Here is a 23,373-nt window from a genome sequence, read left to right as displayed (position 1 = left end):
CAACTCACAACTTACAACCGATAACGAACAATTAATAATTGGGAAGTAACAAATGGCTATGAAATCGATCACGCTTTCTGAGCAACCAATCATTCTAGAAAAACCAGCGATTTGGTCCCACTTGTTTTTGTGGATGATCATGCTGATGACCACTTCCGGTGTGGTTTGGGCTTATTTTGCTAGCGTAGAGCAAGCTGTCCCGGCTGTCGGCCAATTGGAACTAAAAGATGGTGCTAGAGACATCCAAGCACCCGCTACAGGGGCGGTGGTGAGACTTCACGTTGAAAATGGCGATCGCGTGGAAAAAAACCAGCCTCTGCTCACTTTCAACCCCCTAGCACCCGCTGCAGATTTAACGTCGGTCCAGAAAACTAAAGAGGCCCTGGAAAAAGAAAATAAATTTTACGAAGATGTTGTTAACGGCAAAGTTCAAGGCCCGATTCCTTCTAATTTAGAATCCACAATCAAGGACAGACAGAGCCTCGTGGCACAAAATCAAGTGCTGCAAGCTCTGATTGACGAGCTGTACCTCAACAGGGGATCGAGCGGAAATTTTGATGCCAGTCAGCAAGGACTGTATGTTAATTATCGATCGGAATTTCTCTCTCGCGTAGCCGCAGCCCAAGGTCAAGTTCAGGAGTTGGACAAACAACTGAAGCAAGCTGAGAATGCTGAAAAAGCTGCCGGCGCTCAAATGACCGTCGCACAGCAACAATTGGGCTTTGCTCAGAACCAATTAAATTATTCTCAACAGCAGTTAGCTTCTTCGCAAGAGCAAGTCAAATCAGCCCTAGCTCAAAAAGATTTGGCTGACGAACAGTTAGCAAAATCCCAACAAGTCTTGAAGTCTAATCAAGCCATTCTGGGCAGATTAGGCCCGCTGGTAGAGCAAGGAGCGATCGCCGAACTGCAAAAAGAAAAGCAAGAACAAGATGTTTTCAGAGGCCAAAGCGACGTTCTCAAACAGCAAGATCAAATCAAGCAGCGCGAAGGTGAAATCAACTCCCGCAAAGGCGAAATTAACACGCGCCGAGGCGAACTCAATACCCGCCGGGGTGAAATTAACGCCCGTCAAGGTGACATCGAAAAAATTGCCGCAGAAATAGAGCGCCAGCAAGGAGAACAAGCGCGAATTCAGGAGTCTATAGCCCGCGCCGAAGAACAGTTAAAAAACACTAAGGATGCCTGGGCTAGAGAACTGTACACCAAAATTGCTGAAAACCAGAAACAAATTGCCAGCAGCGATTCTCAGCTTAGCCGCTTAAAAGTAGAAAACCTCAAAAAGCTGTCTGAGGTAAATGCTCAGCTAGAAAAAGCGCAGCAAAACCGCGATACTCAAGTGCTGAAGTCTCCAGTCTCGGGGGTAATCTTTGATTTGAAACCTTCTAAGAAGCAGGATGCGAAGTTGGATATAGCGAAAGATCCGATTTGCCAATCCATCATTAACTCAGTGGTAAAGCCTGGGGATCCCCGCCCGAAACGCTGCGAAGAAGCTTATTACGAAGCGCAGCAAACTGAAAAGCTACTCAAGGTTTTGGATGACGAAAACGGTTTGGAAGCAGTTGTTTACCTCGAAAACAGCAACGTAGCTCTGGTATTGGATGCCATGAGACAGAAGCGCGAGAAATTGGAGCCGTATCATGGCAAACAATTAGATGGAGAAAAGATTGATTGCGAAAAAGGTAAAAGCTGCGTTTGTCCAGAGAAGGAAGTTAACAGAGAGAAATTGGGTCTGACGAAATACGCCTGCGTGCCTGTAGAAGTCAATGTTGAAGCTTTCCCGGCCTTGGAATTTGGTACTGCTGAGGGTGAAGTGAAAGAGATTAGCAAGGATGCTGAGCCTCCTACCGAATTGCGGAAATACTACTCTTTCAAAACCAAAATCAAGCTCAAGAATCAAAAGTTTGTTTTGAACAAGAACAAGCCAAATCAACAGGAAGTTAACTTGCAGTCGGGAATGGCTGTAAGTTCTAATATCAATATCGGCAAGCGGACTGTTTTGCAGATGTTTATCAACCGATTTACTGGCAAACTGGATACGTTCAAGACTGTTAAGTAGCGAGCAGTTGACGGTTGACGGTTGACGGTTGACGGTTGACTGTTGACGGTTGACTGTTGACGGTTGACTGTTGACGGTTGACTGTTGACTGTTGACTGTTAATTGTCAGTCGAAAAGCTGATGACTGGATTTTACACTTCCGATGCTACCGGATTTGATGTTAATGAAAAAAAATATTTTATTTAGTCTATACCTAATTCCTGTTGTTTTATTAATCGGATTTGTAGCGCATTTTAGCATCAACGTTCCCATCGATGACGAGTGGAGATTAGCCCCCTTCTTTGAAAAAATCGCTCAGGGAAATATAACTTTTAACGATTTTTGGGCTTTGCACAGCAACCACCGCATAGTGTTCCCGAAAATAATTATTTCGCTGCTGGCTTTTGCTTCTAGATGGAATATTAATTATCAATTGTGTCTCAGTATAGGTTTGGCGGGGCTAACTTTTATCGCCACCTACAAGTTATCTTCTCTACAAGCTAAAAATGGAGATAATTTGTGGCATTTAGCTAATATTTTAACTTGTATTTTGGTGTTCTCCCTGGTTCAGCACGAAAACTGGCTTTGGGGATTTCAATTAGCCTGGTTTTTGGTAAATTTGTGTTTTGTATCAGCGGTTATTGTGCTGGTTTCAAATAACAAGTTTTCGCCTAAAATTAGAATATCTCTTGCTGCTCTATTCTGCTTTATTGCTAGTTTTTCCCTGGCTCAAGGTTTGCTTTCTTGGTTGGTGGCGATTCCGGCTATGATGGCTTTAGAAGGAAAAAGATTACATAAAAAAATCAGATTAATTGTATGGATGTTGCTGTTTGTGGCAACTTGTGCTATTTACTCAATAGATTATCATCCGAGCCGGAAAACAAGTATTATTTCATTGTTGAATAAGCCGCTGGTGGTGATTGATTATTTTTTAAGTTTGTTGGGTTCGCCAATTGTGCGATCGCCCGGAGTTTCGGCATTGGTAGGATTGGTAATATTCGCAAGTTTTATATTTTTTGTAGGGCATTTTGGGAGAAAGATTACCGAGAATCGTGAGGCTTTGCCTTGGGTGTTAATAGGTTTGTTTTCGGTGTTGTCGTCTTTGTTTATTACCGCTGGTAGGGCAGAATTTGGGGCGGTTCAGGCGATCGAATCTTCGAGATATACGACTAATTCGATTTTGCTGTTGATTGCTTTGGTTCAGTTAGGGCAATTGTTTGTCCGAGGTAAGATTGCTATCATAAATCGCAACTATAAATTTATTTATCGGGGATTAGCAGGGCTGTTAATTGCTATAATTATTGTTAACTCTCAGCAGGCGATCGCCCAAACTAGCTCGGCACTCCTTTACAAACAAGGCGCTCAAAATTGTTTGCAATTAATTAACTATTTGGAACCGTCGGAGTTTTTCAAGAATTCGCCAGAAAGCTGTTTGAGGGTGCTCAGCAAAAAAACTTGGCTGGTGAGAGAAGGCGCTGCAATTCTCGATCGAATAGGTTGGAAAAAGTTCGCTAAAAATGTAGAATTTATTGCTAATCCAGAGAAAGTTTACGGCTATTTAGACAAACCCCCAACGGGCGAAAAATCTTTCAAGGCTGCTGGTTGGGCAGTTTTGCCAGAAAATTTGCAACAGCCTAAGATTGTACTGCTATCTGTCGGCGACAAACAATCTTTTTTTGCTAACGCTTATGTAAATTTGGACAGTCCCGATATTGCTAAGATTTTGCAATCGCAGTTGTACAATAATGCGAGGTGGGCGGTTGATTTGTCCGATCGCGATTTGTCGATCGCCCAAACTGAAATTAAAGCTTGGGTGTATAATCCTGTGGACAACCAATTTGTCCAGTTGCGCGGAGGATGAGGAGTGAAAATTTCGGTGATTGTACCAGCCCACAACGAAGAGGGCTGTTTGGAAGGTACTGTGCGGGCGATCGCCCAGACGCTCGATTTAGAAGGCATTCCGCACGAAATTTTGATTGTGAATGACAACAGTGTCGATCGAACAATTGACATTTGCCAGGAATTATCGCGGGAATTTCCCACAGTTAGATACATCAACAATCAGCCTCCCAACGGTTTTGGATTTGCCGTGCGACGAGGTTTAGCGGAATTTGACGGCGATGCTGTCGCAATTGTGATGGCAGATGCTTCCGACGATCCGAAGGATTTAGTAGCAGGATACCGCAAATTGCAAGCAGGATATGACTGCGTTTTCGGTTCCCGATTTATCAAAGGTGGCTTTGTCGTTGACTATCCAATTCATAAGTTAGCAATTAACCGCTTAGCAAACTGGTTTGTCAAAACTATTTTTGGCTGGCGCTACAACGATGTTACCAATGCTTTTAAACTCTACCGCCGAGAAGTGATTGAAGGCGTGCAGCCGATTTTAAGCCATCATTTTAATTTAACTGTCGAACTGCCTTTAAAAGCCATTGTCCGGGGTTTTTCCTATGCGGTAATTCCTCTGAGGTGGTACAATCGGACTGCTGGTATTTCTAAGCTGAAAATTAAAGAAATGGGTAGCCGGTATTTATTTATTGTCTTGTATGTCTGGCTGGAAAAACATCTCTCTCGCGGCGACTACCACAGGACTAGAAAGATGAATGAGTTGAAATTAGATTTATTGGCCAAGTCAAGGACAGAAGCCCTTACTACGAACGAATAAAGACTGAAGTCCTTACTGCGAACCATATTTTAGCAATAATTTTAGTTAATGCCTGAAAGAATTTTAATTGTTGGCGGTGCGGGTTTTATCGGCAGTTGTTTGGCAATTGGCCTGAAGAAACTGCACCCGGAATGGCAAATAATTTGTTTGGATAACCTGCGCCGCCGGGGTTCGGAATTGAATATTCCGAGGCTTAAAAGTTGCGGGATTCAGTTTGTTTACGGGGATATTCGCACGGCGGCAGACTTAGATCCAGTTGCACTCAACCCTGACTGCATTATCGATTGCGCTGCGGAACCTTCGGTATTGGCTGGTTTTAGTTCGCCTCAGTATGTTTTGCAGACGAATTTATTGGGTACTGTGAATGTTTTGGAGTTGGCGAGACAGACTGGTGCGAGTTTGCTGTTTTTGTCTACGAGTCGGGTTTATCCGATCGCCAGCGTGAAATCTGTTAAGCTGTTGGAGTTGGATGAGAGATTTGCGATCGCCCCGGAGCAAACATTACCCGGTATATCCGAATTAGGCATATCAGAAGACTTCCCATTAAAAGGACACCGTTCGCTTTACGGAGCAACTAAATTAGCATCGGAATTGCTGATTGAGGAATACAGGGAAGCATACAACCTGCAAGCAATTATTAACCGCTGCGGGTTAATTACCGGTGCTTGGCAAATGGGTAAAGTCGATCAAGGAGTTTGCGGTTTGTGGGTGGCTGCTCACTATTTCCAAAAGTCGCTGAATTATATCGGTTTTGGCGGCAGCGGGAAGCAAGTTAGGGATTTGCTACACGTTGAAGATTTGTTGAGGTTAGTTAATTATCAGTTAGAAAATTTTGCTAAATTTGACGGCGAAGTTTTTAATGTAGGCGGTGGTTTTAGAAACAGTCTTTCTTTGGTTGAGACAACTGATTTGTGCCAAAAAATTACCGGGAAATCGATTCCGATTCATCCTGTTTTGGAAGAACGCGCGGGGGATATTCCGATTTTTATTACCGATTCTTCTAGGGTGATGGAGAAAACTGGATGGCGGCCTGTTATTGGCCCCGAAGCAGCTTTGCAGGATATTTATGATTGGATTGCGGCTAATGAGGCGATTTTGAGTTCGATTTTGTAGGGATTTTTTTGCACCGCAGATGTTTTGTGGAATTTGGTAATAAAACCATTTATTCTGCGCTAAGGAAACGGCAGTTCCCTGTCCTGTTTCATCCCTTCGGGTGTAACGCCATTTTCGGCAGTATTAATTATTGCCGTTGAGGTCGAGGTTTTCGATGATGGGAATTTCTGAAGGTGAAGAGGCTATTATCCGCAGGTTAATATCAACTATTATTTGATTTTTATCAAGAACTACATTTGCTTTTTTTATTATAATTTTTGCGGATAAACAATCGCCTGATTCAGGTTCGGGAGACGACTGAGTTTTATATCCTGCGTCTTCCAGCCATTCACAAATCTTCCTCCAGTTTTCTACCTTTTCATCAGCTTTACCTACAAGATTTTTTACATATTGGTATAAAGTATTACAGAAGTCTACGGCAATCCCTTTGGGGTTTTTACTGAGGGTTTCGGCAATTTCGGTGGGACTGTGGCCGCAGAGTAGACCGCGTAGATGTTGTTTCTCTGTGGGCGTGAGACGCTTGCCTTTGGCGGATGCGAGGTCTGTATAAAGGGTTTCTAAGTCCCAGTCGCGGGCAGCTTCTGTGAATTGTTCGTTAGGAGATGTCATGGGGATAGGTTTCTGGAGTTTTCCTAATTAAACTCTAACACGATTCCTAATGCTTATTAGTTTCGTGGCTAACCTTGGTTAAGTTATCTTAATATAAAGCAGTCTCATACTTCATCTCTGGCTGTCACGGGAAGGCTCACTTCTTTAGGGATGTCCTTTTGTGCTGGACAGAGTTATTAAGGCAAACTCCTCATTATTAGGGATTTACAAGTAAATGTTCAACCACGAATACAAAAAAGAGGCACAAGAGAAACTGCGCCGTGCAGTAGAAAAATACCAAAGAGATTGTGAGTATTTACAAAATGCCGCTGGAAGTCTTTATCAAACGCGAGTCAATCGTGGGGTTGAGATTATCCAATTATGCGAAAATTACATTAACACGTTGGCAAACTCGCCAAAAGAGTTTAGCAAAGTCGTTACAAAACTGAAGTTTCAGCTCAAGGAAATTACTGGCGAAGATTGGGATCTAATTTATTCGGCTCATAACAGCAATGTAGCCGCAGCAGGTGGTGCAGGAGTCATGGCAGGAGCAGGAGTTGCCCTTTTGGGGCCCACAGCAGCGATGGCAATTGCCACAACTTTCGGAACAGCCTCAACGGGTACTGCGATTGCTTCCCTTTCCGGTGCGGCGGCTGTGAATGCGGCTTTAGCTTGGTTAGGAGGTGGCGCTCTTACTGTGGGTGGTGGCGGTATGGTGGCTGGAAATGCGCTGCTGGCACTAGCAGGGCCCATTGGCTGGGGGATTGGTGGTGTAGCTTTGGCTGGTAGTGCTTTGTGGAAAAGTAACGAGAATGAGAAAATTGGTGACGAAGCCAACAAACGCGCTATAGAAATTGAAGGTGATACAGCTAAAGTCAACATAACCAAGAAAGAAGTAAACTTTCTGAAAGAGGAAACCGTCAAACTAGCTAACTTGATTCAAAGTGAACTGCAATTCTTTAAGAAGAATGCACCTTTGAATTATCTGGATTTTAGTCAATCTCTCAAACAAAGAATAGCGAGTTTAATCAATTCCATTGAAGCGCTGAGCAAGTCGCTTAAAAAGACCGTAGACCTGAAAATGTAATTAAAATTTGGAGTGCAGCATTGTTTTCTAGCAATTGGGGAGCAATGCTGCAATTTTTTAAATATGGAAAAAACAGAAGATAGACATCTAACAACTCAATTCGTTGCTGCAATAGTAGCAGAGGAAAATCTGCGCCATGCAGAACAGCTTGTAACGGAACTCAGTAAACAAGACCTAGTTTTTTTTGCAGCGGTCGGGGAGATTGATAAAGTTCGTGATTTTGTAGGTAGCCCCGAAAAAATTCTGGGAAACACAAGCACAAAACACGGTGAAATAGCTGAGCAAGTGGAAGTTGGTATTCGCAATGCAAAATCTCTTTTGAACTCCTGTGAAACTCGCGCTACTTTTGAGGGAGTGGGTAGAACAGCACCAGAAGATTATTTAATTGATGGGGTTAAGGTACAGTCTAAATTTGTAAATGGGATGGGAAATAATTTAGACCACGTTCTCGACCACATGAAGAAATACGAAAACTTTGGCAGAGATGGGTCATATTACCATATTCCTAAAAACCAATATGAGACTATTGATAAAATATTGAAAGGGGAACAAGTCGAGGGAATAACAAGCCGTACCGCTCAAAGAATACAAGAAAAAGCTCAAGAAATAGAGCAAATGTCTGGTCGTCCTTTCAGTCATACTGTCAAATCTGCATCATCTAACTATGAAGATGTGCAAATAGGCAAAGTTGACGAAACGCTAGAGCGCAAAGAGCATGAATTAAAGCAAGAAAACAAACAAATTAAGGATGGGATACGCGACGACGCTCAACCTACTCTGGCGGATTTTGGTCATGTTGCTGTTAAAGGCGCGGTTATCGGAGGTAGCATTCGGTTTGCTACTAAGCTTTACGCTAAGCATAAGCAAGGTAAAAACGTTTTTAAGGGCGAGTTAACCCTTGAAGATTGGCAAGAGGTTGGACTTGATACCGTAAAAGGAGCAGCGCTCACTGGTATATCGGCAACAGCTATTTATGGGTTAACCAATTTTACCCAAATGTCTGCACCTTTAGCTGGTGCTTTTGTTAGTGCAGGCTTGGAAGTTGCTAGTTTAGTGGGTAGTTTGAATCGAGGGGAAATTAGTGCCGATCAATTCGTTGAATTAAGTTTATTTGCTTGTGCTGATTCAGCCATTGTTGCTGCTGGGGCTACTGTCGGACAAGCTTTGATTCCGATTCCTGTTGTTGGCGCAGTCATTGGTGCGATCGCAGGTAGAATCGTGACTGGTTTCTGTAAGCAATTCTTGGGAAAAGATACTCAAATTGCTCGACAAGTGGAGCAATATTATCAACAGTCACTCGCTAAAATTGACCGAGCTTACAAGACAGCCGTTGCTAATCTTCTTGCTACCTATGAACGACTAGGTAACTTAGCGGAAGCAGCTTTTGACTCTAACTTAAACCTTGAATTGAGATTGCAAGCTAGTATCGAATTAGCTGAAGCTTATGGCGTTTCTGATTCCAAGATTATTCACAATGTCGATGAGCTTGACTCTTTTATGCTGAGTTGATCGAATTCCTGAGTTGCTTAGTATAACAAATGTTTGTCAAGGGCGAGCGATCCTGATTCGCACTGTTCGCTAATTTGCGTCCCAATCTTATTTTAGATTCTAGTAATCGCCTCTCTCCCTCGAAACCAGAAAGGCGATCGATCGCCCTGATCTGCAAAAAATCAACATGAAACACACTCTGAACCGTCAGCGATCGCTCGAAATGGCCTGTCTGTCCCAACTAACCTACGTCGCCTACAACCAAGGCTTAGAAGTTGTGCGCGATATCCTCAAATCAGGATGTTCACCCTTAGTCCGTCAGTACGAAACAATAGAGTTTATTCAAGCGCCGCGTGCCTTGATTTCAACAAGTGATTTTGCTTGCTGCGGTTTGGCTTTGTCTGCACCCAACGAGATTGCGATCGCCATTAGAGGAACAGAAAACCTAGACGATTATTTTTTAAATTTACTGGCAGAGTCTAATTCACAAGGCATTCATTCAGGATTTGACACTTTTGTAGAGCGTTTTTGGGAACAATTGCAAGAGTTTATATTGCGAGAATATAATAGCAGAAAAGACGTTTTTATTACTGGACACAGTTTGGGAGGCGCAGCAGCTACACTCATTACCAAACGGCTTCAAAAATCTGGTTTGAAGCTAATTGAGCCTTATGTTTTAGAAACTTACACTTTTGGCGCACCGCCAGTCAGCACCGAAGAATTCATACTAGATACGCCGTTATACAGATTTCGTAATGCTGGGGACTTCATCCCACACTTGCCAGAAATAATTGCCGTTGCAATTAAGCGGATACCAGGTTTACGAGGGGCGATCGCTAACTGGAAACCTGGTTTGTTAGAAACACTTTCTAACTATTCCCATTTAGAGGCTGAGTATCTTATAGAAAATGATTATTCATGCCGTCAATTAGATGAACCTGACATCAGTAAGATTTGGCAGTGGGTTCAGTTTTCGAGAATTTTACTGCCACAGCTACGAGTTAAAACCCAAGGAGATGAAGAAAAATCGGGTGTTAAGGCTAGATTGAGAAAGCTGGTTCAAACTTTGATTCAAGCCTCATTACAAGAACATCGCGCTATTAAATATGTAGAAAGGCTGAATTTTGGTAATCTTCCACCTTGGATTAAGTAGGTAGAATAAATGTTTGCCAAAAGGCGGGCACCTTCCGCAATCTTCGCGAAACCCAAGACGTGCAGGATGTCAATGATACGGCGGACGCTTCTGGGAGTTCCGCACAGCAGCAAGCGGACGGTTTTTCTGTCGGTGAGTGCTTCAAAACTTTGATAGACATACCTTATGAGGGCATGAATATTGCGCGCGTTAGGGGTTTTACGGATGCCGATCAAGCTACGCTAAAAGCCTGACGGGGCGGTGTGCGATCGCACTTTGTAGAAAATCCATGTTTTCGTTTTCGGCAAGTGCGATTCAAACTGAGATGTTGCACCATTCTCAATAAGCTTAAATAAACCGGGTTTATGAACAAAAAATATACGTTTTGGCGTTTAATTTTTGCTCCTATTCCCGGTTTATGACTATTGTGCAAGATATTAGATAGAAACGAAATTTTCTATTGCTTTGTCGATCGCAATTTTTGCGTCAAATTCCAGCAGCCATTACGATGCTGAAAAACATAAGCCCCCGGTTCTCCATAGGTTTTGACTAAATCTTCTGACTCCGTACCAGTGGTATTTCCAGTGTACTTATATTGAGCCTTGATATAATCCACTCGAAACCTGTCTTTAGAGACGCGCCTCAAATCAATTTTTAGCCTGGTATAAGGACTATTATCGACACTAGAAGGGACAAGCATCACCCAACGATAATCCCGCAAGCTAATACTAAATTCATCGTCTTGGCGGCGCATCACTTCCAGCAGTTGGCTGGGATTTTCATAATTCCGCACTTCAATGCGATTTGCTGTGTAAGTCGATCGCATATCCGTCCCTTGATAGTCTTTTCCCCTCACGAAATTCTCAAAAAATTGTTTGTATTCATCAGGCGCACAGTATGCAGGTACGGCGGCTTGACGCGGTATATTGTCTTTGGTTTCCGATTGGGCGATGTTTTGTTTTTGCGTTGGGATACTTTGGGCGCCGGAGGGGGCATTTGCACTATAAATTGGGATGAGTGCTGTGAATATTAGCGGTATCAGCTTGCGATAATTCATTAATTTTTGAATTGATTATGGACTTACCAAGCTCAAAAAAATCTGGTTTTTAACAGATTTTAGAGAAAATTGAATTGGGTAGTGAGTCGAGAATTGCCTTAGCGAAGCCCTCGCAGAGAATCGTACTTTCTTCAGTCCGATCGGGCTGACTTCGTGTGTATAGACGCGGTTTCAAGCGCCGACTCTGATCAATATAAATTATAACTATGCTTCGATGCTTTGACAAACATTTGACCTCCCAAAAACCGCCACAAAAAAGGCAATTTTAAGTAAATTTTTAACAGCAGCGGTGAGGCCGGGCGCCCTTTCGTTGAAAACGGTAAAAATCTCGGTATCATCACCTCAACTTTAAACCCCACAGTTTGTAAAAGCTCTTGCAGCGATAAGTGCGTAATCGGTAATTGATGATCGATAAAATCGTAGTATTCTTTGTAAGAGTATTTAAAATTAGGCTGAATTATCAAAAGTGAGCCGCTGGGCTTCAGCGCATCAAAGCAAAACGAGATAATTTCTACAAGTTCCTCTTTGTTGCGGAGATGTTCAAAAAAATTAGAGATAAATATCCGGTCAAATTGTTTGGCAAAAACGGATTTATCTCCACAGTTTAAAACATCAACATTCAGTATTTTTACATCAGGATTGGCAAATAACTTTGAATCGGGATTGAGGTCAATCAAACATTTTTGGTCAGCCAGAATTTGATTGATAAACTCGCAATATCCGCCGCCAATATCTAAAACCGCTGACTCTGGAGGAACATAATCTTGTAAAAACTCATCAATTAGAACTTTCCAGAGTGCCACCTTCGCTTGCATTTGGCGGGAATCAAATCGGTTAGCGTACAAGTTTTTGAGATATGTGTCAGTTTTCATAGTAAGATACCATAGACTAAGTATGAGTTTATCACGCGATACAGGCCACTATGAACGTTATATCTACCGAAATACCGGAAGTTTTGATAATTGAGCCGAAAATTTTTGGAGACGATCGCGGTTTCTTTTTCGAGAGTTTCAATCACCAAGCTTTCGTAGAAAAAACAGGCGTAACAACAGAATTTGTTCAAGACAATCATTCCAAGTCTTCTAAAAATGTCCTGCGCGGTTTGCACTACCAAATGCAGCAGCCTCAAGGTAAATTGCTGCGGGTAATTGCGGGCGAAATATTTGACGTAGCGGTGGATATTAGAAAAAGTTCGCCGACTTTTGGGAAGTCCGTGGGCTGTTTGTTGAGTGCAGAAAATAAACGGCAACTTTGGGTACCCGCAGGTTTTGCTCACGGTTTTTTAGTAGTATCAGACATTGCTGAAGTTTTGTACAAAACTACAGATTACTATGCACCCGGACACGAACGGTGTATTGTATGGAATGACCCGGATTTGGCGATCGACTGGCCGCTAGATGGTGCCCAACCAATCTTATCAGCTAAAGACAAAGCCGGACAAACGTTGAAAAAAGCTCAAGTGTTTTAATCGTGAAAATTTTACTCGCAGGCGGCAGCGGACAGCTAGCTCAAGAATTGCAGTCGATTTTATTATCTTTAGGAGAGGTTATTGCGGTCGATCGCACTCGCGTCGATTTGTCCCAACCCGAAACCATCCGCCAAGCAATGGCAGAAATCCAACCCAATTTAGTGATCAATTCCGGCGCTTATACTGCGGTAGACAAAGCCGAAAGCGAACCAGAATTAGCACAAACAGTCAACGGCATTGCACCGGGAATTTTCGCAGAAGAATGCGAAAAACTGGGAGCAACTTTGATTCAATTTTCCACCGATTACGTATTTGATGGCAGCAGCGGTTCTGCTTATCTCGAAACAGATTCTACCAACCCGCTGGGAACTTACGGCAAGTCAAAATTAGCAGGCGAGGAAGCAATTCGGCAAGCGGGAAACCGACATATTATTATTAGAACCGCCTGGGTTTACGGCAACGGCGGCAAAGGTAATTTTGTCAAAACTATGCTGAGGTTGGGAAAGGAAAGAGAAGAGATTCGAGTAGTAGCAGATCAGATCGGAAGTCCAACTTGGACGGCCGATTTGGGGGCTGCGACTGCCCAAATTATCCCGAATCTAGGGCCAGAAACTTTTGGAACTTACCACTATACTAACAGCGGTGTTTGTAGTTGGTACGATTTTGCGATCGCCATTTTTGAAGAAGCAGAAAAACTGGGCTTTCCCCTCAAAATTAAGCGCGTAATTCCCATCACTACCGCCGAGTATCCAACACCCGCAAAACGTCCCGCTTTTTCGGTTCTCTCTACGGTAAAAATATCAGCACTTTTGGGCGCGCATCCTCCCCACTGGCGGCAAGAACTCAGACAAATGCTGGCAAAAGAAGTCAAATAAAAAACTGAGTAAACCTCAAAACGCGAGGGCGGGTTTTGTTCATAAATTATCTGTTGCAAGCTGTACAGCATCTAGGGGGATCTGGCTTAACTGAACTTTATTGAGCAAAACCTACCCCATCAATTAAAAATCTTCCCCAAATCCATGAAATTACAACAAAAATCTATTTTAATTGCGGCATCAGTTATCGCGATTTTGATACCAGCCTCCTATATTTTGTACCTGATATCGCAAGGGGGAGACTTGTCTAATTTTGATTATTGGTGGATGACATGGAATTTTTATTCAGTAGATGGTTTTTCGACAAATCCTTTGAATTGGATATTTCGGGCAAACGAGCATTTTGTCTTCATTCCGGCAATTATCTATGCCTTGAATATCGCTGTCACCCAAGGTTCAAATATTGGTTTGTGCTTAGTTGCCTGGTTTTTAGCTTTGATTCAGTGCCACGTACTAATTGCTTTGCTGCCATTAAAATTGAGGCGCGATCCTCTGCTGTTTATATTAATTGTCCTTAGCATTTCTATTTTTAGTTTTACACCGGCGGCGGCTCACAATTGGATGCGGGGATTCAGCGGTGTTCACTGGATAATTGCTAATTTATTTGTAATTTGTTCAATATTTTGTTTGCAATTTTATGCGAAGCTTTTGTTAGAAAAAAAAGAGGCGCAAACCCTGAATATTAATTCCCCTGCAGAGCCTGGAAACGAGGGATGGAAACCAAATAACTGGGTAATTGGTAGTATTGTGTTTGGAATTTTAGGCTGTGTTAGTTACAGCACTCCTTTGGGTTTGTGGCCGATATTGTGTGCTGCTGCGGTTGTGCTGCAGTTTCCTCGGCGAATAACTTATTGGTATTTCGGTGCTTCGATTGCAGTGGTTGGTCTTTATTTCTTAACTTATAAAACTCCAGCAAATCACCCTTCTTTAACTAAAGTTAACCCGCTCAAAGCTCTCGAATATATTCCTATTTATCTCGGTGGAATTTTTAGCGAAGATGTGATTATCGCATCAATTTTTGGTATAATTGGTTTGATTGCTGTAACGGGTTTTATCAGTTATTGGCTATTAGTAAAAAAAGTAGAGCGCCTAAATTGGCTGCCTTGGCTGTCAATTCAATTGTACGCGCTACAAACGGCGTTAATGGCCGCTGTTAGCCGATCGGGATTTGGCATCGAACAGGCCACCGCTTCCCGCTACGCGACACTCCCCGCCTTGTTTTGGATGAGCACAATTGTTCTCGCAGTCTTGTGCGTGCGGGAGTTTCAGTCGGCACCGAGAATCCAAAAACGTTGGCTGACACCGCTGTTTGCAGTCACCACAGCCGCCGTTATTTTAATGTACGGGGTGGGAGGCGAAACTGCAATGGCGATCGCCCGCAGAGCAACCTATCAACCATTAGTATCACTTTCATTGCAATTAGGCATCACCGACATAACATTAATCAAAGACAAAGTAGGCAACAAACCGGCGGCATTTGTCGGATTAATCGATGCTTTAAAAAATAACAACTTAGTACCATTCAATCGAAACATCAAAAAACACAATTTCTGTGCAGCATTAGACACACAAATCGAGCCCAATTTACTTTCAGCACCCAAAGACGGAGTACCCGGATATTTTGATACACTAACTACCCTCGCACCCGCCGCCGCCAGAGTAATTGGCTGGGTAGGAGACCCCGAAAATAATGTAAAATGTATTGCCATTCTCAACCAAGAAAATGTCGTTCGAGGTTTTGCAATGTCAGGATTCCCGCGTCCCGACTTAGTTAAATTGTTTGGCACAGCCTATCAATTTGCAGCTTGGAGAGGATACGTTCAAACATCGCCAACAGATACATTATTGACAGCCTATGCCTCATTTAAAAACCGTCAAGGCTGGGTAGCTTTGCGAAACTCCCAAGTTCTCGATAAAAACTAAAACACCTCTCTTTCTCCTTCTCTGCGCCCTCTGCGCCCTCTGCGGTTAATAAAAAAATCTCATTTACAACACAAATGAAATAGAATAGCTTTATGCCAAAAGACCTCAGTTTCGTAATCCCCGTTCACAACGAAGAAGCCACCCTAAAATTGCTGTTTGAAAAAATAAAAATTGTCATGTCCCAAGCAGAGATTGACAGTTACGAAGTCATTTTCATAGACGACGGCAGTCGCGATGCTTCTTGGCGAGAAATTGCAGATTTAGCCAGCCAACATCCCAAACTAATTAAGGCCATAAAAATGCGCCGCAACTTTGGTAAATCCGCCGCACTTTCAGCAGGATTTCGCAATGCAGCAGGGAGAATTATATTTACTCTCGATGCCGATTTGCAGGACAACCCAGCCGAGATTCCCAAATTTTTAGATAGTTTAGAATTGGGATTCGATTTAGTTTCCGGTTGGCGCAAACAGCGGAACGACCCGCTTTCTAAAACCTTACCTTCCAAGCTGTTTAATGCCGTGGCGTGTTTGATGACTGGGGTAAAAATGCACGACATGAATTGCGGTTTCAAAGCTTATCGCCGGGAAGTTTTGCAGTCGATTAAATTGTACGGGGAATTGCACCGCTACATTCCCGCTTTAGCAAATAATTTGGGTTTTAAAATTGGTGAAGTAGTCGTCGAACACCATCCGCGAAAACATGGAAAATCTAATTATGGTTGGGAACGTTATGCGCGGGGTTTTATTGATTTGTTGACGGTGTTAGCCACAACGCACTATTTGCACAAACCGGGTCATTTGTTTGGGGGATTGGGATTGTCTTTTGGCTTAGTGGGAAGTATTTCGCTTGGTTATTTGATTGTTATTTGGTTTCTGAATTTGGCGGGGATGGGTTTTGGGCCTATCGGGAATCGACCTTTGTTATTTTTTGGGATTTTGTGTACAATTCTATCGGTGCAGTTGATTTCTTTAGGGATTTTGGCTGAGTTGATTGCGCGGAATGTGGCTGCTGATTATGTGGATAAGCAGATTTGTGAAATTATTGATGATTCGGGTTTTGATGTTTAACCGCAAATAAGATTTGGCGGTTGAAACCGCCCAGAAACCGCCCAGCAAATAAGATTCGGCGGTTGAAACCGCATCTACACAAACAAAGTTGGCCTGCGCCAACTAGAAGATGATTCGGCAGTTGAAACCGCCGAATCATCTGATTTCAAATTTCGAGGAATAGTATTACCTAATTTTAAACAGTATCCATTTACCTTGTCTATCTACTATTTCTCCGTCAATATTTGGATGCCAATCGCTGCGAGTCAGGATATAATCGGCATGATAGTTTATGGCTACTTTGACTAAATCCGCACTGCTGCGGCGGATGAATAAGTCATTTCCTCCCCAAATCATTTGCGGGTTTAAGGGAACTCCTAAAATAGCTTCCATGCGATTTTTCCACTGTTTGATGCCTTGGTCGGTAAAAGGAAAGTTCTTGAAGTTGACGACAATCGCTCTTTGGGATAAAAATTGGAAACTGGTAACTGATGGTGGAATTAATACGAGTGCGTCTGGGCTGCTAATTTGCGAAAATCGCACCGCTAATCTGCTTAAATCGTCGGTGGGAACGGCATTGATATTAATTCTTGTTTGAAATACATTTAATATGGGTTTTGGTAGAATTCCGGCTACTCCCAGAACTAAAATTGCAGTAGCTAGCAAAGCTAAAATATGAGTTATAGTCTGTTTTATAGATGTAGCAAATGATGTTTTTTGGAGGATGAATGGAAAAGCGAGGATTGAGAAAAAGACTGGGATGGTGATTATTCGATCGCCTATTATTTCCAATGAATCAGTCAGCGGATATGTTAAGCTAAAAACAAACGTTCCTACTGCCAAAATCCACAAAAATATATTGTAGTTTTGGGGAAGTATGTAGTTTTTATTTTGCCAAACTGCTAATCCTAAGAAAATGATACCTCGAAAAGGCAAAGTCATTACAGAGAGTATTAGCAAGCTAACAGGTGCTTGTTTTTGTGGGTCAACTTCATCTAGCGTCAAAGCAACAGCAATAAATATAATTATTTGAGCAAAAGGTACAGTTCTAGCTAGTTGTAGTTTGGCAATAAAAGCCAGCGGGTAAAGTTCGACAAATATGTAATTTAGGAACAGTGCAAAAATTGAGGTTCCGAGAATTACGTAAATTTTTTTTTTGTCTTCTTTTGGTAGTAAATTTGTTTTTTTGATGCAAAGCAAGCCGCCAAGAATAAAACAGATAAAGTTGAACCAATTCCCGACAGCCCAACTTGACGGGAGGATGTGGTGGGGATTGCGGACTTTGGCGTGAATGAAGACAAACTCGGCGTTGTCGATAGTGTGAGTGCTCGTAGTACCTGTTAATAACATGGGTACGTATACTATACTTGCCATTGTGGCTAAAAGTGCGATCGACAAAATCAATGTTTTGAACTTCCGCCGTCTTACGGATTCAATTATTAAAACGGGAACCATCATCAATCCTGGTAGCAAACCCACTAAGAATTGCAACAAACAAGCTAGTCCAAAAAAGAAATATCCTGTCAACCATTTTTGACGCAAACTAAAGTAAATTCCCCAAATTGCGAAGGCCATCGCGAAGGTACTAGGTACTGATTTGGTGGCAAATATCAGGGTGTTGCCAACATCTGTAAATGAAGCGGCTATACATAAAAAAGCCATCGCTGCTGCGGGCAGTTTGGAATCAGTATAAATCTTGATAATTGCGTAGCAGGCTAGGATAAATGAACCGAAGGCTAGGAATTGATAAATAAAATGCGCTAGGGGAATGCTTGTTCCGAAGTTGGCTAGCAAATAGATGATATAATAATAGTAATATCGTGGATTAAACTTAACCATTTCCTGAACGTAATAATCGTTTTTGTACAGTTCAGGATTTAGCATAAATTCAATGGGTGGCACTTCGGGAAAATTGCCGCCAATGGGAAAAATGTAGCCAGTTGCCATCAGGGAACCGATGATGACAAAAGTATAGAGAGATAGATTAAAATACCTGTGGTATTTTTGATTGTTCTGCATTAATAGTTTATTTTTTTTAGCATATATTAGGTTCGACAGTTTGGATTTTGGTGCTCTCTCGATCGATTAAGCAAGAATTGCATTTCAATCGAAGGAAGATGATATTATTTAGGCTTGCTGCCTACAGATAAATTGTTAATTTCTAGCTGGCATTGGTTTGTTAAATCCTGTTTGTCGCTACTCAATACTTCAAGCAGCAAATAAATTGGATTTTTACCGCCAACAGATAGATTTAAATCGATCGCACTTTTGCCACCATACTCCATCCTCGCAGAGTCTATCAACTTACCTTGTTTGTCCCACAAAGTCAAGCGCAGGGCAACTCCCGGACATTGCTGGTTAAGTAAAGTGAGTTGGCCGGTAACTTGCGCCCTGTCTGAAATAGCACCTAAATACAGAAAAGATGTATCGAGTTTCGTGCTATTTTTAATGGGATGAGTTACAATTTTATATAGGTTATCCGATTCTCGACTGACTGAATAATTGGCACTTGTGTAAATTGACTGACGCAAACTAATCCAATCTAACTGCCCGCCCGGTCGATCGACTATTTGTTGCTGCATCGCGTATAAAGTGCGAACTGCTGTGCCTGTATCCGTGGGACGAATTCTCCGATAAATGCTGACAGTCACGCCGTTTTCTAACTTAAACTGTTGTGGTAATAACTGGAAATCGCGGGAAATTTCCCAGTTTTGAGTAAAGACATCATAGATAACTTTAACAACATCTTGCTCGTGCGATCGCAAAACTTGTTCGTCTGTCGGTAACACCTGCTGAAAAGGTGTAGCAACCGCCGCATATTGCGCCTGTAACAACTCCGGTAGCGGGTAACTATCGCGGGAGTCAATTTGCGGCCTCCCGATGGTGTTTAACTTCCACCAACCCTCCGGCGGATTTAATTGGCGATTAGCTTGTCTGAGAATATTAGCATTAAAACTGTTAGAAGCACCTGCAATATAAATCGGTTCTTCATCCGGTGCTAATTTTCGCAGAAACTCTACTAATTTTACAACTTCGCCGTAGTCCGATCGCACTAACGGCCCAAAATTACTCACAAACAGTCTTGACAAATCAACCTTGACAGGAATCAACCCCACGGCTGCATTCACAATCAAGTAAAAAGCCGCCGCGCCCAGCATCAAATAGCGGACTTTTCCCTTAAGTGTCAGCCAAGTTGTCCAGAAAAATGCGGATAATCCCAAAAGTGCGATCGGTGTAACGTGAATTGTATAGTGCAAGTAGCCGTAACGCAAGATTAACAACCATTCAACCAGCGACAAAACCCCAAACAAACAAACAAAAATAGTCGCCCTAGGAACCAGAATCCGCGTCACAATCCCCGCCGAAAAACCAATCAGTACCAACAGCCAAGTTCCCAAACCGTAAAAAGACGCATAACGAATTAAAATATCATCAACCGGCAAACTCCAAGCCACATATAAATTGCGATAGTTAACTGTCAGAGCACTGCGAGTAAAATCTCCCGCTACCAACATTAAAACACTAAAAGTAGTCCCAGCTATCAAACCCAATTTGATCCCAGATTCAACCAAATCTCGGTAGGGAGATGGCAAGGCCGAATCTCTACGGTATATTTGTACGATAAACTCTATCAAAGCCTGTAAACTAGCCGCACCCAAAAAGGCGATCGCACTATAAGCAAAATGTCTCCGCAACAGAATCGCCGCCGCCAGACAAACCCCAATTAACGGAACTTTCCACCAAGATTTCAGCTTAACATCCTGCAAATAAACCCAAATTGCCAACCCTAAAAATACGCAGCCGCCAGTATCCAAATATCCCCGCAAAGTCGGAATCCAACTCATCGGAATCAATAAACTTAGCAGCACAGTTGACCAAAAAACCCGCTGCGGATAAACTGGAATCAGCCTTGCAGAAATTGCTCCCAACAACAAGCGAAAAGGCAGCACATAAATCAGCGAAATGCTGAGAATGTAACTCAATCGAGAGTCACCAAATAACAGAATAAACGGCACTAACGGCAGAGAAATTAACAGGTTTTTTTCCTTAGCCAGCGATTCTATAACTCCAGCCAATGCTTTCTGTGGCGAGTCTCGAAATAAATTAGCCGTATTGACTGTAGCCGTGTTGTATCCCGCGTAATCCCACCAATAAAAAGTACGTTCGCTAGATACATAAATTGACGTTACTCCAACTGTTACCAGAACAACTAAAAACAGAAAAAGTCCATCAATCAGAAACTTGCGACTCAATTTTAAATCAAATAATCCCATCACTCTAACAACCCCAAATAACTCCTCAACTTCCTCTTTATTCCTACCCTTTGGGAACGGCTTCGCCGAACGCGCCCTCAGCGCCTTCGCGGTTCATTAACTCACTTCAAAACAGTACCTTGCAAAAAATTATTCAACTTTTCCGCATATTGCCGGTTCGCCGTCGCACTCGGATGAATATCATGGGGTAAATTATTATTTCCCGGTACTTTCAAATCAACCGAAATATCTACTGTCGCAATTCCATCCTGACTTAACTCATCCAACATCTTAGCAGAACCCGCATTAATTCCCGCAACAACTAACTTAATATTATTAGCCTCAGCTACCCGGTTGAATTCTTCAATAATTGCCTTAGAAACATCGTGACTTTTGTACAATTGTTCCTCAAATTGATTGTAATTAACCTCCAGCAAATTTACTAAGGCGGAAACTCGCATCAGCGGCCACTCGCGATATTCAAGTTTTTTCATGCTGTAGGTAAAATTATTTTCTCCATTCAGCCTAGCATCGGGCTGCAACAGAATGCCGAGTTTATTCCAAGCAACCATTTGTTTGCTTCTCGCCCTCAATAAAGTATTGCGCCTATCGTGAAATCCGGCATAGGCAATTACGGCAATTTTGGGTTTATTTCCTTGTTTTAGTGCTTCTTTAAATTGAATAAACGAGTGCAGCGTGCCGTAGCCGTTAACGCCAAAATTTACTATTTCATATTTAGGTAATTTTTCTTGTAACAACCACGCATAAGTTTCGCTGTCATTCAATGACCAACCGTAGGTAAAAGAACAGCCAAATATCCATATTTCCGGCTTGTTTGACGATTGATTGTAGGTGTTGAGCGGGTGTGTTATTCTTAAACTATTATTGAGATGAGTGGCGTTAAATGAGTAGTTGCCGTTAAGCGTGACTTTGAATTTTCCGGGTAAATGCTTGTAACCGAGTTGCGAATCTTTAGTGAAAAAGTTACCTTTCGGTTCCACCGCCACATCGACATTTTCTATTTGCCAGGGTTTGTATCCGGCAACTCGCAAGACAATTTCAGCGGTGGTTGCAGATATAAATATTGGAAAAATTAGATAGGTTATTAATCGGAATGTAAAATTTTTGAGTCTGCCTTTTTTCATGTTTTATATTATGTCCGATCGATTAACTGCATTAAGGTTCGTAGTGCGGACTAAAGTCCGCTTTCATGTTGCGGACTAAAGTCCACACTACGAACGGTTTTTGTTATGAGAATCAACCGAACATGATATTAGATGGTGGCTACTCGTTACCAGGAAGAAATGGGGGTAGGCCGGCACCATCCACTACCCCTAGATATGTGTAAATCCTGCAAGGATTGCTGTATCTGTAGCCACCAGTTTTAACCGGTGTGTTACTACTTCTGTGGTGAGTTCTAATAACCAGGTTCCTCCTCGTACTCAGGAGTCTTAGTTTTCTCAGGGATATTCACCCGAGGAGCATTGTAAGGCTTCGGCGCTTCATCGTCAGCCCAAGCATCGGCCTCCACATCATCTTCATACTCGTACTCAACCACAGGTTGCTTCGGGCGAGAAATCTCCGGGCGAAGGTACTGCTTTTGTTCGTACTCTTCTTCCTCGTAATCGTCTTCGCCGCCCCAATTATCCTCTTCGTAATCATCATAATCGTCGATCGCCGACTGGGGTTGTACTACTGCGCGCATCTGCTGTCGCACCGGCGGCCGGTTCCACTGCGAATCGTCGTCCCAAGGAACTTCCTCCAATGCAGGTGCAGCTACCTTGCTACGCATTTCCGGTGCAGGTATCCGCACGCCCGGCCCTAATTGATATTCCGTAGCAACGGGTTTCGGATAATACCCTTGCTCGTCCTCTTCGCGTTCCCAAGGTGCTTGGCCCAAACCTACGCGCTCTAGCAAACCTACGCTAAGCTGCCTGAGCCTTTCTTCAGAACCTTCAAACACAATCAAGCGGTTCGGGCCGCTGCTGACAATTTCTTCAATCCCTAACTCGTAAGTGCTCAGAACTTGGTCGGGGATTTGGGGGATTCCTAGGGAAGCGATGATGATAGAAACTAACTTACCGTCTTCGGGGTCGAACCTAAAGCCGCGCACTCTACCCAAAAGTTCGCCGGTTTCGGTAATAACTTCGCTGTTAATCAAAATGCTGTAGATTTCAACATCAACATCATCTTCGATCGCACTTTCATCTTCCACCAACAGCACGTCGCCGATTTCGCTGACATTGCTGAGGAACATAAACCTCGGTAGTCCAGCGACCGCAAATATATTATCACGTAGACCGATCGCCACAACTTCCCGCCGATCGATGTCCACCCACAATTGACTGACTACACCCAAGCGTTTACCTCTGTCGCGGGTGATGACTTGAGTGCCGAGAATATCGGAGCGTTGGCAAATTTGTTCGGATGTCATCTAACTCTAATCCTGATTTATCATAAAAATGGGTCTAAAACCCCGTGCTTCTAGCACGGCTTTGCTGTATGCTTGTAGTAGTGGAAAGGTAATCAACCACTCTAAAAACCTAGCTGTCGAAAGACAAAGCGCTGAACCTTGAAAATTGAATCTAAGCGGTTCTACTGCATTTTTCGCTTACTCCACCTCGCAGTAGGTAAAAGATT

Annotated in this window: 19 protein-coding genes; 12 read left to right on the top strand and 7 right to left on the bottom strand. The window is 42.8% G+C overall.

What is annotated here, in order from left to right; all coding sequences use genetic code 11:
* Window positions 1–52: 52 nt before the first annotated feature.
* The 4 genes from QUA97_RS14170 to QUA97_RS14155 all read left to right on the top strand — a co-directional run bounded on the left by QUA97_RS14170 (window position 53) and on the right by QUA97_RS14155 (window position 5,816).
* A complete protein-coding gene (locus QUA97_RS14170) occupies window positions 53–2,059 on the top strand; it encodes a chromosome partitioning protein ParA (protein ID WP_194009723.1) in 2,007 nt (668 codons plus the stop codon).
* A 163-nt stretch (window positions 2,060–2,222) separates the two neighbouring features.
* A complete protein-coding gene (locus QUA97_RS14165) occupies window positions 2,223–3,899 on the top strand; it encodes a hypothetical protein (protein ID WP_333194958.1) in 1,677 nt (558 codons plus the stop codon).
* A 3-nt stretch (window positions 3,900–3,902) separates the two neighbouring features.
* On the top strand, window positions 3,903–4,703 hold the full coding sequence (locus tag QUA97_RS14160) for a glycosyltransferase family 2 protein (protein WP_194009721.1): 801 nt from the start codon (window positions 3,903–3,905) through the stop codon (window positions 4,701–4,703).
* Window positions 4,704–4,751: 48 nt separating this feature from the next.
* Window positions 4,752–5,816 (top strand): NAD-dependent epimerase/dehydratase family protein, encoded by a 1,065-nt coding sequence (locus tag QUA97_RS14155; RefSeq protein WP_333194956.1) that lies wholly within the window; start codon window positions 4,752–4,754, stop codon window positions 5,814–5,816.
* Window positions 5,817–5,939: 123 nt separating this feature from the next.
* Here the strand turns inward: QUA97_RS14155 and QUA97_RS14150 are convergent, their stop codons facing one another.
* The gene (locus QUA97_RS14150; protein ID WP_333194955.1) at window positions 5,940–6,425 is read right to left on the bottom strand and encodes a helix-turn-helix transcriptional regulator; all 486 of its coding nucleotides are present in this window, start codon (window positions 6,423–6,425) and stop codon (window positions 5,940–5,942) included.
* Between the two features lie 214 nt (window positions 6,426–6,639).
* Here QUA97_RS14150 and QUA97_RS14145 point away from each other — a divergent pair, with 214 nt between their 5' ends.
* The 4 genes from QUA97_RS14145 (at window position 6,640) to QUA97_RS14130 (ending at window position 10,365) form a co-directional block, all read left to right on the top strand.
* The gene (locus QUA97_RS14145; protein ID WP_333194954.1) at window positions 6,640–7,491 is read left to right on the top strand and encodes a hypothetical protein; all 852 of its coding nucleotides are present in this window, start codon (window positions 6,640–6,642) and stop codon (window positions 7,489–7,491) included.
* A gap of 63 nt (window positions 7,492–7,554) precedes the next feature.
* A complete protein-coding gene (locus QUA97_RS14140; protein WP_333194952.1) occupies window positions 7,555–9,000 on the top strand; it encodes a hypothetical protein in 1,446 nt (481 codons plus the stop codon).
* Between the two features lie 166 nt (window positions 9,001–9,166).
* On the top strand, window positions 9,167–10,132 hold the full coding sequence (locus tag QUA97_RS14135) for a lipase family protein (protein ID WP_333194951.1): 966 nt from the start codon (window positions 9,167–9,169) through the stop codon (window positions 10,130–10,132).
* Between the two features lie 59 nt (window positions 10,133–10,191).
* On the top strand, window positions 10,192–10,365 hold the full coding sequence (locus tag QUA97_RS14130; protein WP_194067812.1) for a hypothetical protein: 174 nt from the start codon (window positions 10,192–10,194) through the stop codon (window positions 10,363–10,365).
* A 203-nt stretch (window positions 10,366–10,568) separates the two neighbouring features.
* Here QUA97_RS14130 and QUA97_RS14125 read toward each other — a convergent pair whose 3' ends face one another.
* Entirely contained in the window at window positions 10,569–11,168 is a 600-nt protein-coding gene (locus QUA97_RS14125; protein ID WP_228050018.1) for a hypothetical protein, read from the bottom strand.
* A 188-nt stretch (window positions 11,169–11,356) separates the two neighbouring features.
* The gene (locus QUA97_RS14120; RefSeq protein WP_194067811.1) at window positions 11,357–12,040 is read right to left on the bottom strand and encodes a class I SAM-dependent methyltransferase; all 684 of its coding nucleotides are present in this window, start codon (window positions 12,038–12,040) and stop codon (window positions 11,357–11,359) included.
* 50 nt (window positions 12,041–12,090) lie between these two features.
* On the opposite strand from QUA97_RS14120, the gene rfbC reads away from it, so the two are divergent.
* The 4 genes from rfbC to QUA97_RS14100 all read left to right on the top strand — a co-directional run bounded on the left by rfbC (window position 12,091) and on the right by QUA97_RS14100 (window position 16,501).
* Window positions 12,091–12,636 (top strand): dTDP-4-dehydrorhamnose 3,5-epimerase, encoded by a 546-nt coding sequence (gene rfbC / locus QUA97_RS14115; protein ID WP_194009709.1) that lies wholly within the window; start codon window positions 12,091–12,093, stop codon window positions 12,634–12,636.
* Between the two features lie 2 nt (window positions 12,637–12,638).
* Window positions 12,639–13,511 (top strand): dTDP-4-dehydrorhamnose reductase, encoded by an 873-nt coding sequence (gene rfbD / locus QUA97_RS14110; protein ID WP_194067810.1) that lies wholly within the window; start codon window positions 12,639–12,641, stop codon window positions 13,509–13,511.
* A gap of 144 nt (window positions 13,512–13,655) precedes the next feature.
* Window positions 13,656–15,434, top strand: a complete 1,779-nt coding sequence (locus QUA97_RS14105) for a hypothetical protein (protein ID WP_194067809.1) — start codon at window positions 13,656–13,658, stop codon at window positions 15,432–15,434.
* A gap of 92 nt (window positions 15,435–15,526) precedes the next feature.
* Window positions 15,527–16,501 (top strand): glycosyltransferase family 2 protein, encoded by a 975-nt coding sequence (locus QUA97_RS14100; protein ID WP_194067808.1) that lies wholly within the window; start codon window positions 15,527–15,529, stop codon window positions 16,499–16,501.
* 165 nt (window positions 16,502–16,666) lie between these two features.
* Here the strand turns inward: QUA97_RS14100 and QUA97_RS14095 are convergent, their stop codons facing one another.
* The 4 genes from QUA97_RS14095 to QUA97_RS14080 form a co-directional block, all read right to left on the bottom strand.
* Window positions 16,667–18,499 carry a DUF6798 domain-containing protein gene (locus tag QUA97_RS14095; protein WP_333194949.1) on the bottom strand — a complete coding sequence of 611 codons (1,833 nt, stop codon included), beginning with the start codon at window positions 18,497–18,499 and terminating at the stop codon, window positions 16,667–16,669.
* A 104-nt stretch (window positions 18,500–18,603) separates the two neighbouring features.
* A complete protein-coding gene (locus tag QUA97_RS14090) occupies window positions 18,604–20,754 on the bottom strand; it encodes a hypothetical protein (RefSeq protein ID WP_333194966.1) in 2,151 nt (716 codons plus the stop codon).
* A gap of 101 nt (window positions 20,755–20,855) precedes the next feature.
* Entirely contained in the window at window positions 20,856–21,878 is a 1,023-nt protein-coding gene (locus QUA97_RS14085; RefSeq protein WP_333194947.1) for an SGNH/GDSL hydrolase family protein, read from the bottom strand.
* Between the two features lie 272 nt (window positions 21,879–22,150).
* A complete protein-coding gene (locus QUA97_RS14080; RefSeq protein ID WP_194070924.1) occupies window positions 22,151–23,167 on the bottom strand; it encodes a PRC-barrel domain-containing protein in 1,017 nt (338 codons plus the stop codon).
* Between the last annotated feature and the right edge of the window lie 206 nt (window positions 23,168–23,373).

This window comes from Microcoleus sp. CZ3-B2, from assembly GCF_036705055.1.
In the GTDB taxonomy this organism is placed as follows: domain Bacteria; phylum Cyanobacteriota; class Cyanobacteriia; order Cyanobacteriales; family Microcoleaceae; genus Microcoleus.
Note: the sequence above shows the minus strand (reverse complement) of the source record. Positions and strands in the feature narration are given on the sequence as shown.

Excerpts from the sequence above, each read along its gene's own strand:
- rfbC (WP_194009709.1), top strand. The coding sequence starts at position 12,091 with ATGAACGTTATATCTACCGAAATACCGGAAGTTTTGATAATTGAGCCG.
- QUA97_RS14170 (WP_194009723.1), top strand. The coding sequence starts at position 53 with ATGGCTATGAAATCGATCACGCTTTCTGAGCAACCAATCATTCTAGAA.
- QUA97_RS14085 (WP_333194947.1), bottom strand. The coding sequence starts at position 21,878 with ATGAAAAAAGGCAGACTCAAAAATTTTACATTCCGATTAATAACCTAT.
- QUA97_RS14090 (WP_333194966.1), bottom strand. The coding sequence starts at position 20,754 with ATGGGATTATTTGATTTAAAATTGAGTCGCAAGTTTCTGATTGATGGA.
- QUA97_RS14095 (WP_333194949.1), bottom strand. The coding sequence starts at position 18,499 with ATGCAGAACAATCAAAAATACCACAGGTATTTTAATCTATCTCTCTAT.
- QUA97_RS14135 (WP_333194951.1), top strand. The coding sequence starts at position 9,167 with ATGAAACACACTCTGAACCGTCAGCGATCGCTCGAAATGGCCTGTCTG.
- QUA97_RS14120 (WP_194067811.1), bottom strand. The coding sequence starts at position 12,040 with ATGAAAACTGACACATATCTCAAAAACTTGTACGCTAACCGATTTGAT.
- QUA97_RS14080 (WP_194070924.1), bottom strand. The coding sequence starts at position 23,167 with ATGACATCCGAACAAATTTGCCAACGCTCCGATATTCTCGGCACTCAA.
- QUA97_RS14150 (WP_333194955.1), bottom strand. The coding sequence starts at position 6,425 with ATGACATCTCCTAACGAACAATTCACAGAAGCTGCCCGCGACTGGGAC.
- QUA97_RS14125 (WP_228050018.1), bottom strand. The coding sequence starts at position 11,168 with ATGAATTATCGCAAGCTGATACCGCTAATATTCACAGCACTCATCCCA.
- QUA97_RS14105 (WP_194067809.1), top strand. The coding sequence starts at position 13,656 with ATGAAATTACAACAAAAATCTATTTTAATTGCGGCATCAGTTATCGCG.
- QUA97_RS14165 (WP_333194958.1), top strand. The coding sequence starts at position 2,223 with ATGAAAAAAAATATTTTATTTAGTCTATACCTAATTCCTGTTGTTTTA.
- QUA97_RS14155 (WP_333194956.1), top strand. The coding sequence starts at position 4,752 with ATGCCTGAAAGAATTTTAATTGTTGGCGGTGCGGGTTTTATCGGCAGT.
- QUA97_RS14140 (WP_333194952.1), top strand. The coding sequence starts at position 7,555 with ATGGAAAAAACAGAAGATAGACATCTAACAACTCAATTCGTTGCTGCA.
- QUA97_RS14145 (WP_333194954.1), top strand. The coding sequence starts at position 6,640 with ATGTTCAACCACGAATACAAAAAAGAGGCACAAGAGAAACTGCGCCGT.
- QUA97_RS14100 (WP_194067808.1), top strand. The coding sequence starts at position 15,527 with ATGCCAAAAGACCTCAGTTTCGTAATCCCCGTTCACAACGAAGAAGCC.